At 38.4% G+C, this 22214-nt stretch carries 19 protein-coding genes; 1 reads left to right on the top strand and 18 read right to left on the bottom strand.

The genetic code is table 11. The features are described 5' to 3' along the window. Window positions 1–60 precede the first annotated feature (60 nt). The 10 genes from I1J71_RS00890 to eno form a co-directional block, all read right to left on the bottom strand. On the bottom strand, window positions 61–672 hold the full coding sequence (locus I1J71_RS00890; protein WP_195183378.1) for a hypothetical protein: 612 nt from the start codon (window positions 670–672) through the stop codon (window positions 61–63). Window positions 673–762: 90 nt separating this feature from the next. Then, on the bottom strand, window positions 763–2586 hold the full coding sequence (gene lepA / locus I1J71_RS00885) for a translation elongation factor 4 (RefSeq protein ID WP_195183377.1): 1824 nt from the start codon (window positions 2584–2586) through the stop codon (window positions 763–765). Window positions 2587–2664: 78 nt separating this feature from the next. Continuing rightward, a complete protein-coding gene (locus tag I1J71_RS00880) occupies window positions 2665–3393 on the bottom strand; it encodes a metallophosphoesterase family protein (RefSeq protein ID WP_195183376.1) in 729 nt (242 codons plus the stop codon). Then, entirely contained in the window at window positions 3394–5061 is a 1668-nt protein-coding gene (recN, locus tag I1J71_RS00875) for a DNA repair protein RecN (protein ID WP_195183375.1), read from the bottom strand. 6 nt (window positions 5062–5067) lie between these two features. Continuing rightward, window positions 5068–5499 carry an arginine repressor gene (locus tag I1J71_RS00870; protein ID WP_004253525.1) on the bottom strand — a complete coding sequence of 144 codons (432 nt, stop codon included), beginning with the start codon at window positions 5497–5499 and terminating at the stop codon, window positions 5068–5070. Continuing rightward, window positions 5492–6307, bottom strand: a complete 816-nt coding sequence (locus I1J71_RS00865) for a TlyA family RNA methyltransferase (RefSeq protein WP_195183374.1) — start codon at window positions 6305–6307, stop codon at window positions 5492–5494. The genes I1J71_RS00870 and I1J71_RS00865 overlap by 8 nt, the downstream gene beginning before the upstream one ends. After that, entirely contained in the window at window positions 6300–7175 is an 876-nt protein-coding gene (locus tag I1J71_RS00860) for a polyprenyl synthetase family protein (RefSeq protein ID WP_195183373.1), read from the bottom strand. Before I1J71_RS00860 ends, I1J71_RS00865 begins: the two co-directional genes overlap by 8 nt. Further along, window positions 7172–7384: an exodeoxyribonuclease VII small subunit gene (locus tag I1J71_RS00855; protein WP_004253516.1), complete on the bottom strand. Its 213-nt coding sequence runs from the start codon at window positions 7382–7384 to the stop codon at window positions 7172–7174. Before I1J71_RS00855 ends, I1J71_RS00860 begins: the two co-directional genes overlap by 4 nt. Then, a complete protein-coding gene (xseA, locus tag I1J71_RS00850) occupies window positions 7362–8702 on the bottom strand; it encodes an exodeoxyribonuclease VII large subunit (RefSeq protein ID WP_195183372.1) in 1341 nt (446 codons plus the stop codon). The genes I1J71_RS00855 and xseA overlap by 23 nt, the downstream gene beginning before the upstream one ends. A gap of 177 nt (window positions 8703–8879) precedes the next feature. Further along, complete coding sequence (eno, locus tag I1J71_RS00845) at window positions 8880–10184, bottom strand: surface-displayed alpha-enolase (protein WP_049496425.1); 1305 nt, start codon at window positions 10182–10184, stop codon at window positions 8880–8882. A 163-nt stretch (window positions 10185–10347) separates the two neighbouring features. Between eno and I1J71_RS00840 the strand changes: the two genes are divergently transcribed. After that, complete coding sequence (locus I1J71_RS00840) at window positions 10348–10791, top strand: DUF1694 domain-containing protein (protein ID WP_049496428.1); 444 nt, start codon at window positions 10348–10350, stop codon at window positions 10789–10791. 2 nt (window positions 10792–10793) lie between these two features. On the opposite strand, the gene I1J71_RS00835 is transcribed toward I1J71_RS00840, so the two are convergent. The 8 genes from I1J71_RS00835 to pulA form a co-directional block, all read right to left on the bottom strand. Continuing rightward, window positions 10794–11903, bottom strand: coding sequence for a glycerate kinase (locus tag I1J71_RS00835; protein WP_195183371.1), 1110 nt, complete (start codon window positions 11901–11903; stop codon window positions 10794–10796). Window positions 11904–11921: 18 nt separating this feature from the next. Next, entirely contained in the window at window positions 11922–12563 is a 642-nt protein-coding gene (gene serB / locus I1J71_RS00830) for a phosphoserine phosphatase SerB (RefSeq protein ID WP_049496433.1), read from the bottom strand. A 62-nt stretch (window positions 12564–12625) separates the two neighbouring features. Continuing rightward, window positions 12626–14059, bottom strand: a complete 1434-nt coding sequence (gene glgA / locus I1J71_RS00825) for a glycogen synthase GlgA (RefSeq protein ID WP_049496435.1) — start codon at window positions 14057–14059, stop codon at window positions 12626–12628. Further along, window positions 14056–15195 carry a glucose-1-phosphate adenylyltransferase subunit GlgD gene (glgD, locus tag I1J71_RS00820; protein ID WP_049496439.1) on the bottom strand — a complete coding sequence of 380 codons (1140 nt, stop codon included), beginning with the start codon at window positions 15193–15195 and terminating at the stop codon, window positions 14056–14058. Before glgD ends, glgA begins: the two co-directional genes overlap by 4 nt. After that, window positions 15185–16327 carry a glucose-1-phosphate adenylyltransferase gene (locus I1J71_RS00815; RefSeq protein ID WP_195183370.1) on the bottom strand — a complete coding sequence of 381 codons (1143 nt, stop codon included), beginning with the start codon at window positions 16325–16327 and terminating at the stop codon, window positions 15185–15187. Before I1J71_RS00815 ends, glgD begins: the two co-directional genes overlap by 11 nt. Further along, entirely contained in the window at window positions 16317–18245 is a 1929-nt protein-coding gene (glgB, locus tag I1J71_RS00810) for a 1,4-alpha-glucan branching protein GlgB (RefSeq protein WP_195183369.1), read from the bottom strand. The genes I1J71_RS00815 and glgB overlap by 11 nt, the downstream gene beginning before the upstream one ends. 346 nt (window positions 18246–18591) lie before the next feature. After that, window positions 18592–19632 (bottom strand): DMP19 family protein, encoded by a 1041-nt coding sequence (locus I1J71_RS00805; RefSeq protein WP_195183368.1) that lies wholly within the window; start codon window positions 19630–19632, stop codon window positions 18592–18594. Between the two features lie 287 nt (window positions 19633–19919). Beyond that, window positions 19920–22202 (bottom strand): type I pullulanase, encoded by a 2283-nt coding sequence (gene pulA, locus I1J71_RS00800; RefSeq protein ID WP_195183367.1) that lies wholly within the window; start codon window positions 22200–22202, stop codon window positions 19920–19922. Between the last annotated feature and the right edge of the window lie 12 nt (window positions 22203–22214).

Here is a 22214-nt window from a genome sequence, read left to right as displayed (position 1 = left end):
TTTGAAAAAAGATAGAAAAAGATAGAAAAAAACAGGATATACATCCTGTTTTCTTATTTATTAATCTTTTTTCGTAGTCCAACTTTGTTCAATCAATGGAAGCATATCCTTTAACACTTCAGGTGTTCCTTCTAGAGAAACGTATCTAAACTTACCATCGTCTGATTTAAAGATCCAGATCACTAGATATTTACCATTTTTAGCAATACAGTTTACGACATAGGCGTCATAACCACCAATTTTTGACTTAGATCCCCAAACTTTAGAGAAATCCTTGCTTTGTTGTTTAGTTTGATAAACGCTAGTAGAAACTTGAACAGCATCAAGAGCAGCATATTCACTTTCACTAACACCAAGGTGCTCTGGTTTAAAAGTATTTAGGGTTACGATGTTGATGTCCGTTCCATCGCAGTACTGAATATCATCACCGCCCTCAACTTCTTTAAAATGAATCCAAGATTTCGGAACCTTTACATATCCATAAGCATCCGATCCAATTACCTGGATATCTTTAATCGTTGATTCGGCTACAGTTGTTGTTTCTTGTGCTGTGGTAGTTTCCTGGACTGTTGTTGTATCTGAGGTTGCTTCTTTCTTAGCTTTTGAAGTATTACAAGCAGCAAGAGTTAAGCAACACACTAAAAGCGTAGATAAGCTGATGATTTTTTTCATAATCCTTCTCCTTTCACCCCTATTTTAATGTATGTAAATAAAAGTGTCAAAAGATAACTGTGATTCATTCTAAAGAATAAAAGAAATTAATTATTCTTCATCCATGCTCAAGACGCTGAGGAAAGCTTCTTGTGGGACTTCTACTGAACCAATAGCTTTCATCCGTTTCTTACCAGCTTTTTGTTTTTCGAGTAGTTTACGTTTACGTGAAACGTCACCACCGTAGCACTTGGCAAGCACATTCTTACGAAGGGCTTTGATATCAGTACGAGCCACAATCTTGTGTCCAATTGCAGCTTGAATGGGCACTTCAAATTGTTGACGAGGAATGATTTTCTTAAGTTTATCTACGATAAGTTTCCCACGTTCATAAGCAAAATCTTTATGAACGATAAAGCTAAGAGCATCCACTTTGTCACCATTGAGAAGGATATCCATTTTGACCAGTTTAGATGGGCGGTACTCTGACAATTCGTAGTCAAAGCTTGCATAACCACGCGTCGAAGACTTAAGTTTATCAAAGAAGTCAAAGACAATCTCAGCAAGGGGAATTTGATAGATGACATTGACACGATTATCATCAATATAATCCATGGTCACAAAATCACCACGTTTGCGTTGAGCTAGTTCCATTACTGCTCCAACGAATTCTTGTGGTACCATGATTTGTGCCTTTACATACGGTTCTTCAATGGTCGCAATCTTTGTAGGATCAGGAAACTCAGATGGGTTCGATACATCCATAGATTCACCATCTGTCTGATTAACCTTGTAGATAACGGATGGTGCAGTCATGATAAGGTCGATGTTAAACTCACGTTCCAAACGTTCCTGAATAACATCCATATGAAGTAATCCAAGGAAACCACAACGGAAACCAAATCCGAGCGCTTGAGAAGTTTCAGGTTCAAACTGCAAACTAGCATCATTTAGTTGCAATTTTTCAAGGGCTTCACGAAGATCGTTATATTTATTTGACTCAATTGGATAGAGACCTGCGAAAACCATTGGATTCATCTGTTTGTATCCAGATAGTGGCTCTGAAGCAGGATTCGTCGCCAAGGTTACTGTATCACCGACACGAGTATCCTGAACAGTCTTGATAGAAGCTGCAATGTAACCAACGTCACCTGTCGCAAGGAAGTCTCGTCCCACTGCTTTAGGTGTGAAGATCCCCACTTCGGTAACATCAAAGGTTTTACCATTACTCATGAGCTGAATCTTATCACCTGGTTTGACAACTCCATCCATAACACGGACTTGAAGAATAACCCCACGATAGGCATCGTATACTGAGTCGAAAATCAAGGCTTTTAATGGTGCTGATACATCACCGGTTGGAGCAGGAACTTTCTCTACGATTTGCTCAAGAATTTCTTCAATTCCGATACCAGCTTTGGCTGAAGCTAAGACTGCTTCGCTAGCATCCAGACCAATGACATCTTCGATTTCTGTACGCACGCGCTCCGGATCTGCAGCAGGTAAGTCAATCTTATTGATAACTGGAAGAATTTCCAAATCATTATCCAAAGCAAGGTAAACGTTAGCTAGTGTTTGAGCCTCAATCCCTTGTGCAGCATCGACTACCAAGATAGCACCCTCACAGGCAGCAAGGGAACGTGAAACTTCATAGGTAAAGTCCACGTGTCCTGGTGTGTCAATCAAGTGGAAAATATAAGTCTCGCCATCTTTTGCAGTATAATTAAGCTCAATGGCATTAAGCTTGATAGTAATCCCACGTTCACGTTCAAGGTCCATACTATCTAATAGTTGGGCCTGCATTTCACGGCTAGAAACTGTTTCTGTCTTCTCTAAAACACGGTCTGCTAGCGTTGATTTTCCGTGGTCAATATGGGCAATAATAGAGAAGTTACGAATCTTCTCCTGTCGTTTTTTCAATTCTTCTACGTTCATGATTCTCTTCCTTTCAGGGTATCTATTAATTATAAAATGTTTTTAATATTTTGACAAGACCATACCCTGCTAGGAGTACTAATCTTCGGCGACAAAGCCGTCATTTTCGATGAAATAGCGTTCAGTCATACCTTGGTCAGTAAAGACAATACCGTGAAGGACACCGCCGTAAACAGCTCCTCCATCCATTCCAATCTTACCGTCTTCTGTAATCCAAAGTTCCGCTGTACCGCGTTCTTGATTTAGTAAACCATAGACTGGTGTATGTCCAAAGACAATCGTTTTACCAGTATGATTAGCTGCTTCGTGGAATGGTTTTCTGAGCCAAACTTTCTTGTAATCTGTAGTATCATGCCAGTCATCCAAAGTCAAATCAATACCAGCATGAACGAATATATACTTATCTGTTTCAATCACAAAAGGCATCTGACGGATAAACTCCACTAAGTCAGCTGCTTCAGTTACAACACGCTTAGCATCTGCTACACCATCTACTGGTGCATCCAAAGGGCGACCTAGAATAGAGTTAATAGTTGTATCCCCACCATTACGACGATAGTGGTCATAGCTTTCTTCAGGATTATCCAACCATGTTAAAAACATATACTCATGATTTCCTGATAAACAGATAGCTCCTTTGTTATCAACCAAGTCCTTGACCATTTCAAGAACACGTCGGCTATCCTCTCCTCTATCAATCAAATCTCCAAGAAAGAGTAATTGAGTCTTACCATCCCATGTTTTTAGAAGGTCCTCGAGCATTCCTGCTTTTCCGTGAACATCTCCAATAACATAATAGTCTGTCATTTATTTCTCCTTACTTTGTAACAATTCTCTCGCTTGACTAAGTGCCGCTTCAGTCACATTCTCACCAGCCAACATTTTAGCAACTTCTTCCACCCTTTCTTCAACTGTCAACAAGCGAACTGTTGAAACAGTTGAATGGTCATTACTAATCTTTTCAATAAAGAACTGATAATCTGCAATCGCAATGACTTGAGGAAGATGAGATATAGCTAATACTTGGCCGTGCTGACCAATTTTATGAATCTTTTGAGCAATTGCTTGGGCTACACGACCTGAAACTCCTGTGTCCACTTCATCAAATACAATGCTGGTCTTACCTTCCTTACGAGAAAAAGCAGACTTGATCGCCAACATGAGGCGAGATAACTCTCCTCCAGAAGCTACTTTAACCAATGGTTTAAAGTCTTCTCCAGGGTTGGTGGAGATGTAAAATTCAACACTTTCATTTCCTTCACGAGTAAACTTACCTTTAGTAAATTGAACCTGAAATCGAGCCTTGTCCATATAAAGGTCTTTGAGTTCTTGCTGAATCTCAGTTTCTAATTGTTGAGCTAAGTTATGTCGAGCAGATGCAAGATTAGTTGCTAAGTCAACTAGACTTACTTCCAACTTTTTGAGTTCTGCTTCCATATCATCTGAAGATAAGTTATTGCCAGTCAGAAGGTTGTATTCTTCTGTGATTTTAGCAAAGTACATCAAGACATCGTCAACATTCCCACCGTACTTACGTGTAATGGAGTGAATGAGATCTAAACGACTTTCAATCTGCATCAAGCGATTACCATCGAAATCTAAATCTTCGATAATATCCTCTAAACGCTTAGTGACATCCTCTAAAACATAGTAGGATTCAGATAGAGAGGACGATATTTCACGGTACTCTGCATCATAGTCTTCTAAACTTTCCATATCATTCATTGCTGAACGAACGTTAGCTAGACTTGAAAACTCTTCATTATCTAACATTGTATAAGCGTTAGTCAACGTATCAGCAATATTTTTATGATTTAGAAGTTTATCTCGTTCTTGGTTTAGTTTGAGGTCTTCACCTGGCTGTAAGGACGCAGATTCAATTTCAGCCATCTGAAATTCCAACATTTCAATACGAGCCTTGTGCTCTTCTTGATTTTTCTTAATCTCAAGAAGTTGCTTACGCATTTTACGATAAGCATCAAAGTTTGTCTGATAGGCTTGCTTCAGTTCCAGAAAATCTGCATCACCAAACCCATCAAGCATCTGAATATGCAATTGGGGACGCATTAACTCTTCTTGATCATGTTGGCCATGGATATCAACAAGATACTGTCCAATTGAGCGAAGAACAGATAGATTAACCATCTGTCCATTGACACGACTAACACTACGCCCGTTTTGTAAAATTTCACGACGGATGATGATTTCATCACCTAACTCTATTCCTTGCTCATCAAAAATCATTTGCAAAGCATGACTGTTTTCAACCGAGAAAAGACCTTCGATTTCAGCCTTAGGAGCACCATGACGAATGACGTCCGTTGTAGCTCTGGCTCCCAGCATCATATTCATAGCATCGATGATGATAGACTTCCCAGCACCGGTTTCCCCCGTCAGAACTGTCATTCCCTTCTCAAAATTAAGCGAAATAGCCTCAATGATGGCAAAGTTTTTAATTGAAATTTCAAGTAACATAAGGTCCTACCACTTTTTAACTTGTTCAACAATCTCTACAGCTGCTTCTTCAGTTCGCGCCACAATTAAAATTGAGTTATCATCTGCTAAACAGCTAAAAATCATATCCGAAAATGTTTGAGTCAATTGACTTTTAACAAAAATTGTATTCCCAGGAATGACATCTAAGTTGATGAGATTACCCATTCTTTCGAAACTTTCGATATTGTTCTCAGCTAACTGTAAACTTTTAACTACTGACTTTGGTAATTCATAGACATATGTATTGTCTTTCAAAGGAATTTTTACAATCCCTAATTCTTTGATATCACGTGAAACAGTTGCTTGAGTAGCAGAGATGCCTGCTTCTCTCAAGTGTTCAACGATTTCTTCTTGTGTGCCGATTTGATAATCAGTCACAAATCTTCTAATCTTTTCAAGTCTTTCTTTTTTATTCATCTTTAAACTCTCTATGTGCTTTTTCTACTACTTTTTCTATTTCAGAAACTACTTGGTTGCTTGCATGTTCCTCTTTACGTAAATAAGCAAGAAATTCAATATTCCCGTGTCCACCTTGAATAGGAGAGAAATCCAATCCTAAGACTGAGAATCCTTCATCAACTGCCATTTTAGTAACTGATTCTAAAACATTTTGGTGAACTTTGGCATCTCTGATAATACCATTTTTTCCAATTTGTTCTCGCCCTGCTTCAAACTGTGGTTTTATAAGTGCAACAACTTCCCCTTGATTGGCCAATATTCTATGTAGAGCTGGTAAAATGAGACTCAAAGAAATAAAACTCACATCGATACTTGCGAAAGATGGCTCTTCTTCAAAGTCATTTTTTTCAGCATAACGAAAGTTAAATTGCTCCATGCTGACAACACGTGAATCTTGGCGTAATTTCCAGGCTAGCTGATTGGTCCCAACATCAACGGCATAAACCAGTTTTGCACCATTTTGAAGCATGACATCCGTAAAGCCTCCTGTTGAAGCACCAATATCAATGGTCGTTTTGCCTTCAACCGATATTTCAAATTTTTCTAAAGCTTTCTCAAGTTTCAAGCCGCCTCGGCTCACATACTTGAGTTTCTCACCCTTGAGTTTTAATTCAGTATCGTCAGGAATTTTTTCTCCTGGTTTATCAAAACGCTCACCATTTAGGACTGCAATCACTAATCCAGCCATTACGCCCCGCTTAGCCTGTTCTCTTGTTTCAAATAAACCTTGTTTGTAGGCAAGTACATCTACTCTTTCCTTAGGCATTGATTCTCAAACTTTCTACTATTTTTACAATTGGTTCTTTATCAAAGTCGACTAATTGGCTAATCACATCTAATTTTTCATTAGCCTGATCCAAAGTTCGGTTACAAAAAACTTTTGCCTCATCCAATCCTAACAAAGCAGGATAGGTTGATTTCTCAGCTTGCAAATCTTTTTGTGGTGTTTTACCAATTTCCTCAAAACTAGCAGTAACATCAAGGATATCATCTCTCACTTGAAAAGCAAGCCCAATCAGCTCTCCAACTGTTTTCAACTGTTTTTGAAGATTTTTATCCAATCCTGCAATAACTCCTGCCGCTTGAAAAGGGAAGGCTAAGAGTTTACCAGTTTTATTAGCATGGATGGTCTGAAGTTCTTCTAGATTTAAATGTTTACCTTCACCTTCCATATCCAAAACTTGGCCAGCGACCATCCCCATACTTCCAGAAGAAAGGGACAAAGAAGCTATTAAATCTACCTTAATTTCGTTTGGCAAGTCTGCTTGCGCTATCAAAGCATAAGGATCTAAAAAGAGGGCATCTCCTGCTAAAATTGCTAGTGCTTCACCAAACTTCTTATGGTTGGTTAAACGCCCACGACGAAAATCATCATCATCCATAGCCGGAAGATCATCATGAATTAAGCTACCTGTGTGAATCATCTCAAGCGCTGCTGCAACCTGGGCATGAGCTATAGTGATTGGCACCTGCAAAGACTCCAAAACTTCTAAAAGCAGATAAGGACGAATTCGTTTACCACCTGCATGAATAGAATAGAGAACAGCTTCTCTGAGATTAGCAGCTAATTGCTGGTCTCCATAAAACTCCTCAAGAGCTGACTGAACCAAAGCTAATTTTTTTTGCTTGTTCATAGAAGTTCGCTTTCTGTTCCATCTTCTTGCATAACTTTAACCAAGGTCTTTTCTGCTTTATCAAGTGTTGCTTGCAATTCTTTTGAAAGAACCATTCCTTTTTGAAATGCAGTAATAGCATCTTCTAAAGCAATTTCACCATTTTCTAAACTCTGAACAATAGTCTCAAGCTCTGCTAAATTATCTTCAAATTTCTTCTGTTTTGACATCTTTAACCTCTAATTCTACCTGACCATCTCGCATCATCAACATCACCTGGTCATTTTTTTTCAAATCATTTACTGAAGATACCACAGTATCCTCTTTTTTAACAATCGCATAACCCCTTGCTACGATACGACTCGTATCTAACATGAGTAGAGCTTCTGACAAGCGTTTTACTTCAGCAACCTTAGCATCATAGATCACAGCCATCTGGCTACGCATTAATTTTTGTAACTGTTGAATACGGTCTTGGTAGCGCTGAATCTTGACATTTGGCGATAATTGCTCCAAACGGTGAATTTGAGCTTGAACCTTCTGTTGATTTCTAACTAACTCACCATTCAATCCCTGCTTCAGTCGAAGCATTAACTGATCCAAACGTTGCAGATATCCATCATATAAACGCTCTGGTTGTCTAAAGATGACTGATTGACTAAGCCCTCTCAAGGCTTCTTTTTTCTTTGATAAAGTATTTTGTACAGCAGTAGACATTCGTTTCTCTTGATTTTTAAGGTAGGTCAGTAGATCTAACTTAGTCACAGGTGTAGCTAACTCTGCTGCAGCAGTTGGTGTTGCTGCTCTCTTGTCGGCAACAAAATCAGCCAAGGTTACATCCGTTTCGTGGCCCACACTTGAAATAATAGGAAGGCGCGATTCAAAGATAGAACGCACTACAATCTCTTCGTTAAAAGCCCAAAGATCCTCAATTGAACCACCACCACGACCAATGATCAGAACATCCAAGTCTTCTCGTTCATTAGCTCTAGCAATGTTACGGGCAATCTCCTCTGCTGCCCCTTCGCCTTGAACCTTAGTAGGATATAAAACAATCTCAACCCCTGGGAAACGTCTGCTAACGGTAGTAATAATATCCTGTATAACAGCACCACTACGACTAGTCACAACCCCGATACGTTTTGCAAACTGAGGGATTGCTTGTTTAAAGCGTTCTTGAAAAAGGCCTTCTTCCGATAATTTCTTTTTTAATTGTTCGAACTGAATCGCAAGAGCCCCTACACCATCAGGCTCTGCCTTTTCAATGATGATAGAGTAGCTCCCACTTGGTTCATAGACTTGGACACGACCGATAACATTGATCTTCATCCCTTCTTCCAAATCAAAACCTAGTTTCTGATAAATACCTGACCAAATAGTCGCTTGGATTACAGCTCGATCATCTTTTAGAGAAAAATATTGATGAGTTGGACGCTTCCGGAAGTTAGAAACCTGACCAGTTAAATAGACCCTCTCCAAGTATGGGTCTTTATCGAATTTCATTTTCAGATACTTAGTCAAAGTTGTTACCGACAAATACTTATCCATCTCAACCTCCTTCTTTCTCTAGTTTTTCCTGGGTATTATTATACCAAAAAAACGTTTAAAAATCTCTCTTTTCACCTCTAGAATACGAAAACAAGACTGGATTTCTTTGGGCTTGTCTAATAATATACAAAAGCCCTCGGAAAAATCCAAGGGCTTTCATTAGTTCACTGAACTATTTTATTTTTTAAGGTTGTAGAATGATTTCAATCCACGGTATTCAGCTACTTCACCAAGTTGATCTTCGATGCGAAGCAATTGGTTGTATTTAGCGATACGGTCTGTACGTGAAAGTGAACCAGTCTTGATTTGTCCTGCGTTTGTTGCAACTGCGATGTCAGCGATTGTTGAATCTTCAGTTTCACCTGAACGGTGTGATACAACGGCAGTGTAACCAGCTTCTTTCGCCATTTCGATAGCGTCGAATGTTTCAGTAAGAGTACCGATTTGGTTAACTTTGATAAGGATTGAGTTAGCAGCTCCTTCTGCGATACCTTTTTCAAGGTAAGAAGTGTTTGTTACGAAGAAGTCGTCACCAACCAATTGAACTTTACCACCAAGACGTTCAGTAAGTGCTTTCCAACCGTCCCAGTCATTTTCGTCCATACCATCTTCGATAGTGATGATTGGGTATTTGTTTACCAATTCTTCAAGGTAGTCGATTTGTTCTGCCGCAGTACGGACAGCAGCTCCTTCACCTTCGAATTTAGTGTAGTCGTATACTTGACGTTCTTTATCGTAGAATTCTGATGATGCACAGTCAAATCCGATAAATACGTCTTTACCTGGAACATAACCAGCAGCTTCGATAGCAGCAAGGATTGTTTCTACACCATCTTCAGTTCCGTCGAAACGAGGAGCAAATCCACCTTCGTCACCTACGGCAGTTTCCAAACCACGTGATTTAAGGATTTTCTTAAGTGCGTGGAAGATTTCAGCACCCCAACGAAGAGCTTCTTTGAATGTAGGTGCACCAGCAGGTACGATCATGAATTCTTGGAAAGCGATTGGAGCATCTGAGTGAGATCCACCATTGATGATGTTCATCATTGGAGTTGGAAGAACTTTAGTGTTGAATCCACCAAGATAGCTGTAAAGTGGGATTTCAAGGTAGTCAGCAGCAGCGCGGGCTACAGCGATAGACACACCAAGGATTGCGTTTGCACCCAATTTACCTTTGTTAGGAGTACCGTCAAGAGCGATCATAGCACGGTCGATAGCTTGTTGGTCACGTACATCGTAGCCGATAATTGCTTCAGCAATGATGTTGTTAACGTTGTCAACAGCTTTTTGTGTACCAAGACCACCGTAACGAGATTTGTCACCGTCGCGAAGTTCAACTGCTTCGTGTTCACCAGTAGAAGCTCCTGATGGAACCATACCACGTCCGAAAGCACCTGATTCAGTGTAAACTTCTACTTCAAGTGTTGGGTTACCGCGTGAGTCTAGGACTTCGCGAGCGTAAACATCAGTAATAATTGACATTTTTTACTCTCCTTTGAGTTAAATTATTTTACACCTCTATGATACATCAAAAAGATACCTTTTTCAAGAAAAAACGTTATCTTTGTGCAAATTTTCCTTAACTTTGTTAAGTAATCGCTTTCTTTTCCGCCTTATCTATAGACTTTTATGATATACTATATTTATGACTGATATATCTAAACAAATATTAGAAAAAGCCAATGGTGGACTTAAGTTAAATCCAGACGAACAAAGACGTTTTCTTGGTACCTTTGAAGAACGTGTTCTTGGCTACGCTGAACTCGCTACTGCGAATGATGTCAAATTTCAAAAGGCATTTTTAACAATTTTAGAGACTTTTAAAAAAGAAACCGAACCTCTATTTGTCAAAATTTCTCCTCAAGTAGTATTTGACAAACAGGTCTATTATTTAAAACAAGCCAAAGATGCTGACTGCCAAGCAACTATCGTTTCTGAAGATCATAACTCTTCTCCTTTCGGACTGGTTATCCATAGCGATGTTCCGGTTCAAACAAGTGAAAAAGACCTCAGAAAGGCCTTTTCAGACTTGTGGCAAGAGAAAGAGACGAAAGTTCCTACTTCTCTCTGGAAAAAATGGTTTGGTTAACTCTATCTCAAAGACATGATTCGTGCGATACTTGCAGCTGTATTTTCTAAATAGACAGCTGCTTTTTTTAGACTGTCTGCTAACGGTTCGCTTTTTTCAAGTATGGAAAAAGCTGCGACTATATTCTCAAATGGTAAGGGTGGTAAATCCTCTGACAAACTACCACAAATAGCAATAACTGGAACACCATTTGGTGTTCTTTTTGCTACACCGATTGGTGCCTTACCTGCCAAACTTTGAGTATCCAACCTACCTTCACCAACGATAACTAGGTCTGCATCAGTAACTTTTTGATCGAAGTTTATCAAATCCAAACAAGTTTGAATACCAGATACAATCTCTGCTCCAGCGAAGGCACAAAAGCCAGCTGCAATACCACCACCTGCTCCTGCACCATCTAATTTTAATATTTCAGGTCCAACTTTACTATAGAAGTCTTTAATAGTAGCATCAACTTCTTGAAATTTAGATGGATCCAATCCCTTTTGTTTCCCAAATGTAAAGGTAGCACCATAAGGTCCACAAAGTGGATTAGTCACATCTGCTAATATTTTGATATGGACATCAGAAGGAATTCGAAATACTCCCTCCTTCAAAATTTTCCTGATATCAAATAGAGATTGACCATTTGCTTGAAGTACAATTCCGTTTTTGTCATAAAACTGGTAACCAAGTCCTGAAGCAATGCCAATTCCACCATCGTTACTAGCCGTACCACCGACACCAACATAGATATCTTTGATTCCTTGTTCTATCAAATGGAGAATAAGTTGACCAATTCCCTTTGTTTGAATCTCTAGAGGATTACGTTTATCAAAAGGGATTTTAGCAAGACCCACTAAATTTGCAACTTCAAATAGAGCTAAATCTCTTTTTTGAAAGTAAGACATCAAAACCTCATCACCAAAAGGTCCAGTTACCTGGACTCTTTTTTCTTCCAAACCTAGAGAACTTTTAATGGCGTCTACTGTTCCTTCACCTCCATCACCAACAGGTAAAAGTAAACATTCAGCATCCGGTATCACCCTTTTAAATCCTCTTTTTATAGCTTCTGCTACTTCGTTTGCAGGTAGACTCTCTTTGAAAGAATCTGGCGCGATAACAACTTTCATTTCGATTCCTCTTTCTATCTAAAGGAAGTCTATCATTTCCAAAACTTTCCCAAAATCTCTCTCATCTACCTGAATATTTATTTCCTTATTCACAATATCCTTGGCACAAAAAGCTACTCCAAGCCCTGCTCTTTTAAGCATTTTTAAGTCATTAGCTCCATCACCGATAGCTATCGTTCTCTCGAAAGGCACTTGTAATTCTTTAGCCCACCTTATAAGTCTTTCTTCTTTAACTTCTCTGCTTATAATAGGGTCAATTAGATTTCCAGTTAAATGATCATCTCTGATTTCCAGTTGATTAGCAGTATATAATGAAATCCCCAAATCTTTTGCTAATCTTTCTACAATAGTGGTAAATCCACCTGATACTAAACCGACTTCTATCTGATTTTCTTGAAGAACTTTAATAAACTGGGCAGCGTTCTTACTAAGATGAAGCTCATGATAAATCTTATCAAAAACATTGATAGAGAGACCTTTAAGAAGAGAAACACGTCTTTTTAAACTTGCTTCGAAGTCTAATTCTCCTCTCATAGCTTGAGCTGTTAGCAGGGCAACTTCTTTTTCGCATTCTGCCTCTTTCCCTAATAAATCAATAACCTCTTCTTCTATCAGAGTTCCATCTACATCGAGCACACAGAGTCCTCTAGCTTTATTCATTTATTCCCCATACTTTCATCATCTCAAAAAATCGTATGAAACCATCATACGATTTTATTTATTTAATTTGCTAAGCTGTGATACAAATCAAGATAAGACTGACAAGCTGTATCCCAAGAAAAGTCACATTCCATAGCTTGGACTTGAAGTCTCTTCCAAACGTCAGGATGATTATAGTAAACATCCAAAGCAGTTTGAAGAGCCCAGTTAAGCCAGTATGACGTCAAGTTGTCAAAACTAAATCCTGTACCCGTTCCTTCAATTGGATTAAACGGTTGGACAGTATCTCTCAACCCGCCCACCTCATGAACAAGTGGTAATGTTCCATAACGCATAGCCATCATTTGAGAAAGTCCACAAGGTTCAAAACGACTTGGCATGAGGAAAATATCACAGGCTGCATAAATTTCTTGTGCTAGCTTGACATCAAAGGTAATATTGGCAGATAGTTTATCTGGGAATACTTGACCAAACCATGAGAAGGCTTGTTCAAAACCAGGATCACCTGTACCCAAGAGAACGATTTGAACATCCTCTTGAAGCATGCGATGCAAACCTTCAACAACGACATCAAAACCTTTCTGTCTTGTTAAACGCGACACAATACCAATCATTGGAACATCGGGACGAACTGGAAGACCAACTTTCTCTTGAAGTTTAGCTTTATTCTGACCTTTTCCTGATAGGTCTGATTTATTAAAATGATAATCCAACAAAGGATCCGTTTCTGGATTATAAAGATCCGTATCGATTCCATTTACAATACCAGAAACCTTACCAGACTCCATTCGTAAAATCTGATCCAAGCCACATCCAAACTCTGTTGTCATGATTTCATAAGCATAGCTTGGCGAAACAGTAGATACACGATCTGCATAGAGGATACCAGCCTTCATCCAGTTCAGGCAGTCATTCCAGCGAACTGTACCATCTGCATAGCGTTCAAAACCAACTCGGAACAAATCCCAAAGCATACCTTCAGAGAATTGACCTTGGAATTCCAGGTTGTGGATCGTTAAGACAGTCTTAATGTTTTGATAGGCTTGAATCCATCTGTATTTTTCCTTCAACAAGAAGGGAATCATAGCTGTATGATAATCATGAGCATGAAGAACATCTGGAATAAAACCAATACGCTCCATAGCCTCCAGAGCCGCAAGTTGGAAGAAAGCAAAGCGTTCACCATCATCGAAGTCTCCGTATACGTGACCACGGAAGAAATAATACTGGTTGTCAATAAAGTAGAAAGTAACGCCATTTAAAACAGTTTTCTTTATTCCACAAAATTGTCTACGCCAACCAACATATACTTCAAATTGAAGAACATCTTCAATTTGATCACCAAACTTGGCTTCCACCATGTCATAGTATGGCAGGATAACAGCAACTTCATGACCAGCTTTAACTAATGATTTTGGAAGAGCCCCGATAACATCTCCCAAGCCACCTGTTTTAGAAAAAGGGGCTCCTTCGGCTGCTACAAATAAAATTTTCATGAAAGAATGTCCTCTGTTACTTTTTCACCTTTTTTGATGACAACAGGATTTTCTGCTGTACCACGAATAACAACTCCATCAGCTACTTCAGCACCCTTATCAATAATTGCATACTCAACTTGAGCACCTTCACCAATGACAACACGAGGGAAAACAATAGATTCTTTAACTAAGCTATCTTTATGAATTTGAACATTACGCGAAACAACTGAACGAACAACCTTACCTTCGACAATACTACCAGAAGCAAACTGCGAAGTATTTACTTCACAACCAGGTGCATAATAAGTTGGTTCTTCGTTTTTCACCTTTGTGTGAATCTTTTGATTTGGAGAGAATAAAGAGTAGAATTTATGCTGATCAAGCATATCAATATTGGCTTGGTAGTATGTTTCTACAGAATGAATATTTGCTAAGTAACCAGTATACTCGTATGCAAAAGCGCCTGATTCCGCTGCCAAGTCACGTAGAACATAACGTAGTTTTTCTGGGTGTTCTTTCTGAGCTTCTTCTTCCAGACGTTCAATCAACCATTGAGTATCTACAACAAAGATATCCGTTGACATGTTGTAGTATTCTTGTTCAGCTTTTTTATCAAAGAGTTTGTGAGAGAGCACGTGGTCAGTTTCATCAATATCTAGGATAGCATTTACTTCTGAAATATCCTTTTTAGGTAGTTTCTTATAAACAACCGTAATAGGAGATTTTGTAGTATTATGCAAATGGAAAACCTGAGTAAGATCAATATTTACCAAAACGTCACAGTTCAAGGAAACCGTTTGGTTAGATCCAGAACGTTTTAAATAAGTCAAGAGTTGTTGATAATACTCTTTACCAACAGTACTACTTTCCACACGAGTATTGTAGATTCCAAGATAGTAGTGGCTAAGAAGGGTATTCAAGCCCCATTCACGTCCTGAACGAATGTGGTCAAATACAGAGCTGATGTTATCTTGTTGGAAGATTCCAAAGACACTTCGAACACCAGCATTTGCTAAACTTGAGAGTGGGAAGTCAATCAAACGATACTTTCCTCCAAATGGCAAACTTGCCACTGGACGGTTACTTGTCAAGGTTGACATATCATGAAAACCAACAGTGTTTCCTAAAATCGCTGAATATTTATCAATCTTCATCTGTTGCTACCCCCACTACTTCGTTATATCCGACTACTTGTACTTCTTCTGTACCATCAATTTCAACACCATCGGCAATAATTGCACCTTCACCGATGATTGCACGTGTAATTTTAGCACCTCTACCGATAACTGCTCCACTCATGATGACAGAATCAACAACTTCTGCTCCCTTACGAACTTGAGCAGCTGTAGAAAGAATGGAATGTTTTACAGTACCATTCACGTAACATCCATCTACTACTAGAGAGTCTTCTACTTGAGCAAATTCTCCAAGGAAGTTTGGTGGAGCGATAAGGTTACGAGAATAAATTTTCCATTGACGATTTCGGCTATCTAGAGCATTTTCTGGAGAGATGTATTCCATATTTGCTTCCCAAAGAGATTCGATTGTACCAACATCCTTCCAGTATCCATTAAATTCATAAGCATAGACACTTTCTCCAGACTCTAGGTAGTTAGGAATAACATTCTTACCAAAGTCTGACATGTCAATATTATTCTTTTCAGCTGCAACTAGCATATTGCGTAGACGTTTCCAATCGAAAATATAAATACCCATTGATGCCTTGGTTGATTTTGGTTGGGCAGGTTTTTCTTCGAATTCAACAATGCGATTATTAGCATCTGTATTCATGATACCGAAACGACTAGCTTCTTTTAGTGGTACATCCAAAACAGCAACTGTCAAGCTGGCATTGTTATCCTTGTGTGATTGGAGCATATCATCATAGTCCATCTTGTAGATATGGTCTCCTGAAAGAATCAAAACATACTCAGGATTAATGCTATCGATATAGTCAATATTTTGGTAAATCGCATGACTTGTACCTTCGAACCAACGATTTCCTTCACTTGCAGAGTAAGGTTGAAGGATAGAAACACCTGAATCAATTACATCAAGACCCCAACTAGAACCGTTTCCGATGTGATTGTTAAGAGCAAGAGGTTGATACTGTGTGATAACCCCAACATTGTGGATACCAGAGTTGGCACAGTTAGAAAGAGCAAAGTCAATGATACGATAGCGCCCACCAAATTGCACAGCAGGTTTTGCAATGCTTTGAGTGAGTTTACCGAGACGAGTTCCTTGCCCACCGGCAAGGATTAAAGCTAGCATTTCATTCTTCATTTTCTACTCCTTTTTGAGATTTATTTGATTCTTTTTTAGTGGGTTTCAAGCGACGTTTGATTTTCCAGATACTTGCCCCCAAAGCTGGCAAGGTAAAGGTCAAAGTCTGCTTATAATCCTTCCATAATCCTTCTTGAGTTTGAACGGTTTGATTGTGTTCTTTCCAAACACCACCCCATTGTTCTAGCTCTGTATTCCAAATTTCTTCATACACACCTGCAACTGGCAGTCCAATTGTGAAATCAGGACGTTCGACTGGTGCCATATTAAAGACACAGACTAGCATCTCGCCTTTCTTTCCTTTACGAATAAAGGAAAGAACACTCTGATCTCTATTATCTGCATCAATGATTTCAATTCCATCATAGCTCAAATCGACTTCCCATAGACAGCGATGGTCTTTGTAGAATTGATTCAGTTGAGAAGTAAAGTATTTCATCTTAGCATTCATTGGATCTTCTAAATTAGACCATTCCAATTGCTCTTCAGATTTCCATTCTAAGAATTGCCCAAACTCACTACCCATGAAGAGCAATTTCTTACCAGGGTGACAAATTTGATAAGTATAAAGATTTCTAAGGCCTGCAAATTGATTATAACGATCCCCCCACATCTTATGCATCATACTCTTCTTACCATGTACAACCTCATCATGTGAGAATGGTAGGAGATAATTTTCATTAAAGACATACATAAAACTGAAGGTTACAAGGTTAAAATCATACTTGCGGTATATTGGATCTTCTTCGTAGAAACGTAAGATATCATTCATCCAACCCATGTTCCACTTGTAGTCAAATCCAAGGCCACCAATCTCTTTCGGACCTGTAATTTTAGTAGCTGAAGAGCTCTCTTCTGCAATCATCATGACATCAGGGTGAGCTAGCTTAATAACAGTATTTAAACGCTGAAGGAAATAATAGCCTTCGTAGTTAAGATTCCCACCGTCTTTATTTGGTGTCCAAGGTGCATTATCATAATCAAGATAAAGGATATTGCTTACGGCATCTACACGGATACCATCTAAATGATAAAAATCAATCCAGAACTTAATGCTAGAAATTAGGAAAGATTGTACTTCGTTTTTCCCTAAGTCGAAGTTTAATGCCCCCCAACCATAGTTATGAGCTTTGTTATGGTCTTGATATTCAAAAGTCGGAGTTCCATCATAGTAGGCTAAGGCATCATCATTGATTGTAAAGTGACCTGGAACCCAGTCCACGATCACACCGATATTGTTTAAGTGACACTCCTCAACAAAGTCTTGAAACTCTTCTGGTCTTCCGTAAGAATGTTCTAAACCGAAATATCCCATCAGTTGATAGCCCCAACTCAAACCTAGCGGGTGAGCCATCAAAGGCATAAATTCAATATGAGTGTAGTTCATTTCAACTAAGTAAGGAATCAACTCTTCTTTTAATTGAGCAAAACTATATGGAGTTCCATCTGGATTTCGTTTCCACGAACCAGCGTGTGCTTCGTAAATATTAACTGGCCTTTCGAAGAATCCCAAACGTTTTCTACGAGCTAACCAAAGTCCATCCTTCCATTTTTTTTCTGGAATTTCTGTTAACACAGCTCCTGTGCCTGGACGTGCTTCATACCGAACAGCTAAAGGATCAATCTTCATAAGCTGATGACCGTTAGCCCGTGTGATATGATATTTATAAATCTGACCTTCTTGGGCAAAAGTTGTAAAAACTTCCCAAATTCCAGATTCGTTTCGAACCATAGGGATTTGATTTTCAACCCAATTCGTGAAATCACCGACTAGATGAACAGCCTGCGCATTCGGAGCCCAAACTCGGAATGTGTAACCCCATTCCCCGTCTTTCTCCTCACGATGTGCGCCCAAATAGTGCTGAAGATGGAAATTTTCGCCTGTTGTAAAAGTTCTTAAAGCTTCTAATGTATCCATAAATCCCCCTTTATATTGTAAGCGTTTTCTATATTTCTATTATACTATCTTTTAAGAGAAGTTTCAAGTAAATTACTATATTTTAAAAAATTATTTTGAAAATCTGAAAATAATTTTCTGATTTATCTTAGTTCCTTTTCATTTTCTTACATTTTTATATAACAGTAACAAAATATTCGAGTTTAAGCAATTTTTAGCCTAATATTTTTAAAAAATATATTCAAAATCCGTAAATAATATAGAGTTTATGATATTCAACTTAGATTGAAATTATTCAGAAAGCAAGGATTTTCCCCTAAAAAATAGAGCAGATCTTCCAATCTGCTCTGTCTTTATTTACTATTCTTTACGATTTATCTGCATTTCCCTGAAAAATGAATTTCTCTGGATATTTTTTGATAAAACTTAGTTCATTCTCATTTCCATCATAATCATAAACAAAATCATCTGCTTCATCCAACTTCTGATAAAAAGCATCACCATACTCTTCTTCCATCTGTGCTAGCATCTCCGATCTCTCTTCTCTAACAAAGGAGATAGCTCCACCAAAGTATGCAAGAAGATTTTTGAAATTAACAGCATGCTCCGTCATTCCAAATAGTTCCAATCCCTTTAAAGTATCTTCCCAGACAATCCCTGTCGAATTATCGAAAAATTGATAGTGGCCTCCATTGTTTACTTCGATAAAATACCAGATAATCGCCAGAAGGTATCTTTGTTCTAGAGTAAAGATTTTTGCAGAATCGAGATAGTCTTCATAGGTGTTATAGATGTTAACAGTTTCGTATACTGGTTTAATAATATCCCATGAGTCTCTTGCCTTTTGAACGTCTTCTACCGTAATATTCTTGTATAATTTCTTATTCTGCGCAATTTTCATTTCTTGATTAGTTTCATTAACATCTTCAAAATAGTATTTTTCTAGCAAGGGATAATCTGCTGGCTTAGCTTCAAGAACTTCCCTTAGAGAACCTACTTTAACCAACTCAATACACCATTCAATGACTGGATTTGTTGAGGAATCAGCATTTTTGATAGCATTTTCTAATAATGCTAGAGCCTGATTAGCTTCAGTTTCAAAGTCATTCTTCGGGTCACTAGATAAACGCCAATGGGTAAAACCATTTCTATAATACCAAATAGCATCCCTATCTTCTTCAGAGACTATCTCTAAAACTGTTTTTGCCTCTTCAAATTGACTCCAATTATTACAAACTTTGGCTAGTTCACTAAGTACTTGACCACTTAAATTTTCTAAACCAAGCTCTGAGATGATTTCCTTTATCTTTTCGAATTGGTAGGTATGCTTAATGTCTTTGAGACACTGAAGTTTCTCCTCTTCATTTAAGGTGATGAATTTTTCCAGAGTAATTGTATTGATATCCATAAGTATCTCCCACTAAAAGTAATGAACTTTTCTAATTTTAATTCAATTAATAATGAAACTTCTGCTTTTTTCTATCTGTCCAGTACTTGAAAATGAACTACTTTTTCTGAAAATTTTAGTTTTATTTTCGACTTCAAAGAAGACTTTCTAGAAGTATAGGCCGGGATCAAAAATCCCGACCTCGTATTTTTAGTAGAAATGAGCCTTTGAAACATTTTTGTTCATTCATTGGACTCTACAAAATAGCTTTGCCCTACATTTCATTGACTCCGTCTTCGATCTAAGACTTAAGATAAAACATTCATAACTGCAACACTCACATTATCAAGAGTGTTTTCTTGGTTTGAACGACTATTTGTAACCAACATTTCTAGATTTCCAGCATTTTCATAATAGAAAGATGCACCTTTGGCATTAAATACAACCAAGAAATGTTCTTTAGTTCCCTGAATCTCATAGACAATCCAGCCACTATTTTCAATAGCTGTGTGAACAAAGACGTGACGGTATACTTCCTCGTATGTAGGATATGAAAAGGCACTAGTCTTTGTTTTAAGCCCTATAATCTGACGAATAAATTCTATGCTTTCTTGACGCTCATTAATTAAATCCCAGTCTACCTGGTTAACAGCGTCTGGAGCATTGTAACTGTTCATAGCACGTTCGCGATCATCATGAGTCAACTCACCGTTTTCACCTGTAGGAACCAGTTTGGTACGTCCAAACTCTTGACCAAGTTCCATAAAAGAGATGCCTTGCATGAGTAGATTCATTGCAGTTGCTGTTTCTACCTTTTTCATGATACTTGCTTGGTCTTCTGTTGGATGAAGTGTCGTTAATAAATCATGCAAGTTATAGTTATCATGGGCTTCTACATAGTTGACAACCTGGTTAGGGCTTAGATAAGAGCCTAGTTCACGACTACCAAGGATAGCTTTGGCAACAATTGGCTCAGTGGCAGCACCACTTACGAAGCCTGATTTGATATCACCATAAACTTCAGCACCTTTTACCGCATTACGTTGATCATCATTGAAAAAGCCAATATTAGGTAATTGATAGGCATTGTCTTTCTTAGCCTTATCATAAGGAGCAAGACCAGTTCCCATATCCCAGCCTTCTCCATAAAGGATAATTTTAGGATCGACCTCATCCATTGCCCAACGAATCATCTGCATGGTTTTAATATCATGGATTCCCATCAAGTCAAAGCGGAAACCATCAATATTAAACTCATTCAACCAATAAAGAAGTGAATCAATCATGTACTTACGGAACATTTCGTGTTCACTAGCAGTTTCATTGCCTACACCGGTTCCATTTTGATAGGTCCCATCACGATTCATTCGATAATAATAATCTGGTACCGTTGTTTGAAATGGTGCATCGACTACAGAGAAAGTATGATTATAAACAACATCCATGATGACACCGATACCAGCATCATGATAAGCTTGAATCATCGTCTTCAAATCTCGGATGACTTGACCTGGATCATTTGGATTCGTAGACATGCTGGTTTCTGGTGCATTGTAGTTTTGTGGATCGTAACCCCAGTTGTAGGTCACATTTCCATCTGCATCATACTCTTTGTGACGATCAGCAATTGGTTGCAGTTGAACATAGTTAACACCAAGTTCCTTGATGTAGTCAAATGCAGTAGACTGACCGAAGTGATTGACTGTTCCAGTCTGGGCAGCACCTAAGAATGTTCCTCTTAATTCTGGAGCAACACCAGAAGTTTCAGACTTGGTCAAGTCACGAACATGCATTTCGTAAACAACCGCTTGACAAGAATTTTCCAATCGCCAAGTAGCTTCCGTTCCATTCTTAACTTCAAAACCTTCAACTTGACGTTCTTTTTCTGAAAGAATCGCTGAACGTTTACCATCTGGACTTGTCGCAATGGTATATGGATCTCGTGTCAATGATTGATGATGTGGAAAATTAATCTGATATTGATAGGCACGACCAGCAAGACTTTCAGGAACTGTCAAATTCCAAACGCCAATTGTATTATCCTTGTGACTATATGAATAACTGTTACCACGTTGCATTTCATAAGTCTTTAGGATAGCCGCATCATTACTTGCTGATTCATAAACTACAACTTGTACAGTTGTTGCTGTTGGCGACCAAAGTTTAAAGCTTGTTTCTTCTTCAGAAACCTGGCATCCCAACTCTCCTTGGCAACCCCAGTGGTGATCAAAACTGGCACTGTTAATCGCTTTATCAAAAGCAAATGGATTTTGATCTTTATAGTGTGGACTTGCAATGGCTGGATTTTCAGAATAATAAACTGTGTCATCTCCATCTAAAATCCAAACTTCTGTTAAAAGTGGATAATGATTGAATCGGATAGGATATTCTTTGCTTACTCCATCTTTATCAACTGTAAACACCATTTGTTCAAGAGGTGTTTCACTTGATTGGGTAAATGAAAACTTCTCTCCAAAGTATTCTTGCTCTTTAACAAATTCTACTGAATCAGCTGACCCCTTACTAAAGTTGCAATTCTGATACGCTCCATCCTTACGATGATAATGAATAAGTACAGGATAATTGTACATAGTTCTCCCTAA

The organism is Streptococcus infantis, from assembly GCF_015546995.1.
Lineage (GTDB): Bacteria > Bacillota > Bacilli > Lactobacillales > Streptococcaceae > Streptococcus > Streptococcus infantis_J.
Note: the sequence above shows the minus strand (reverse complement) of the source record. Positions and strands in the feature narration are given on the sequence as shown.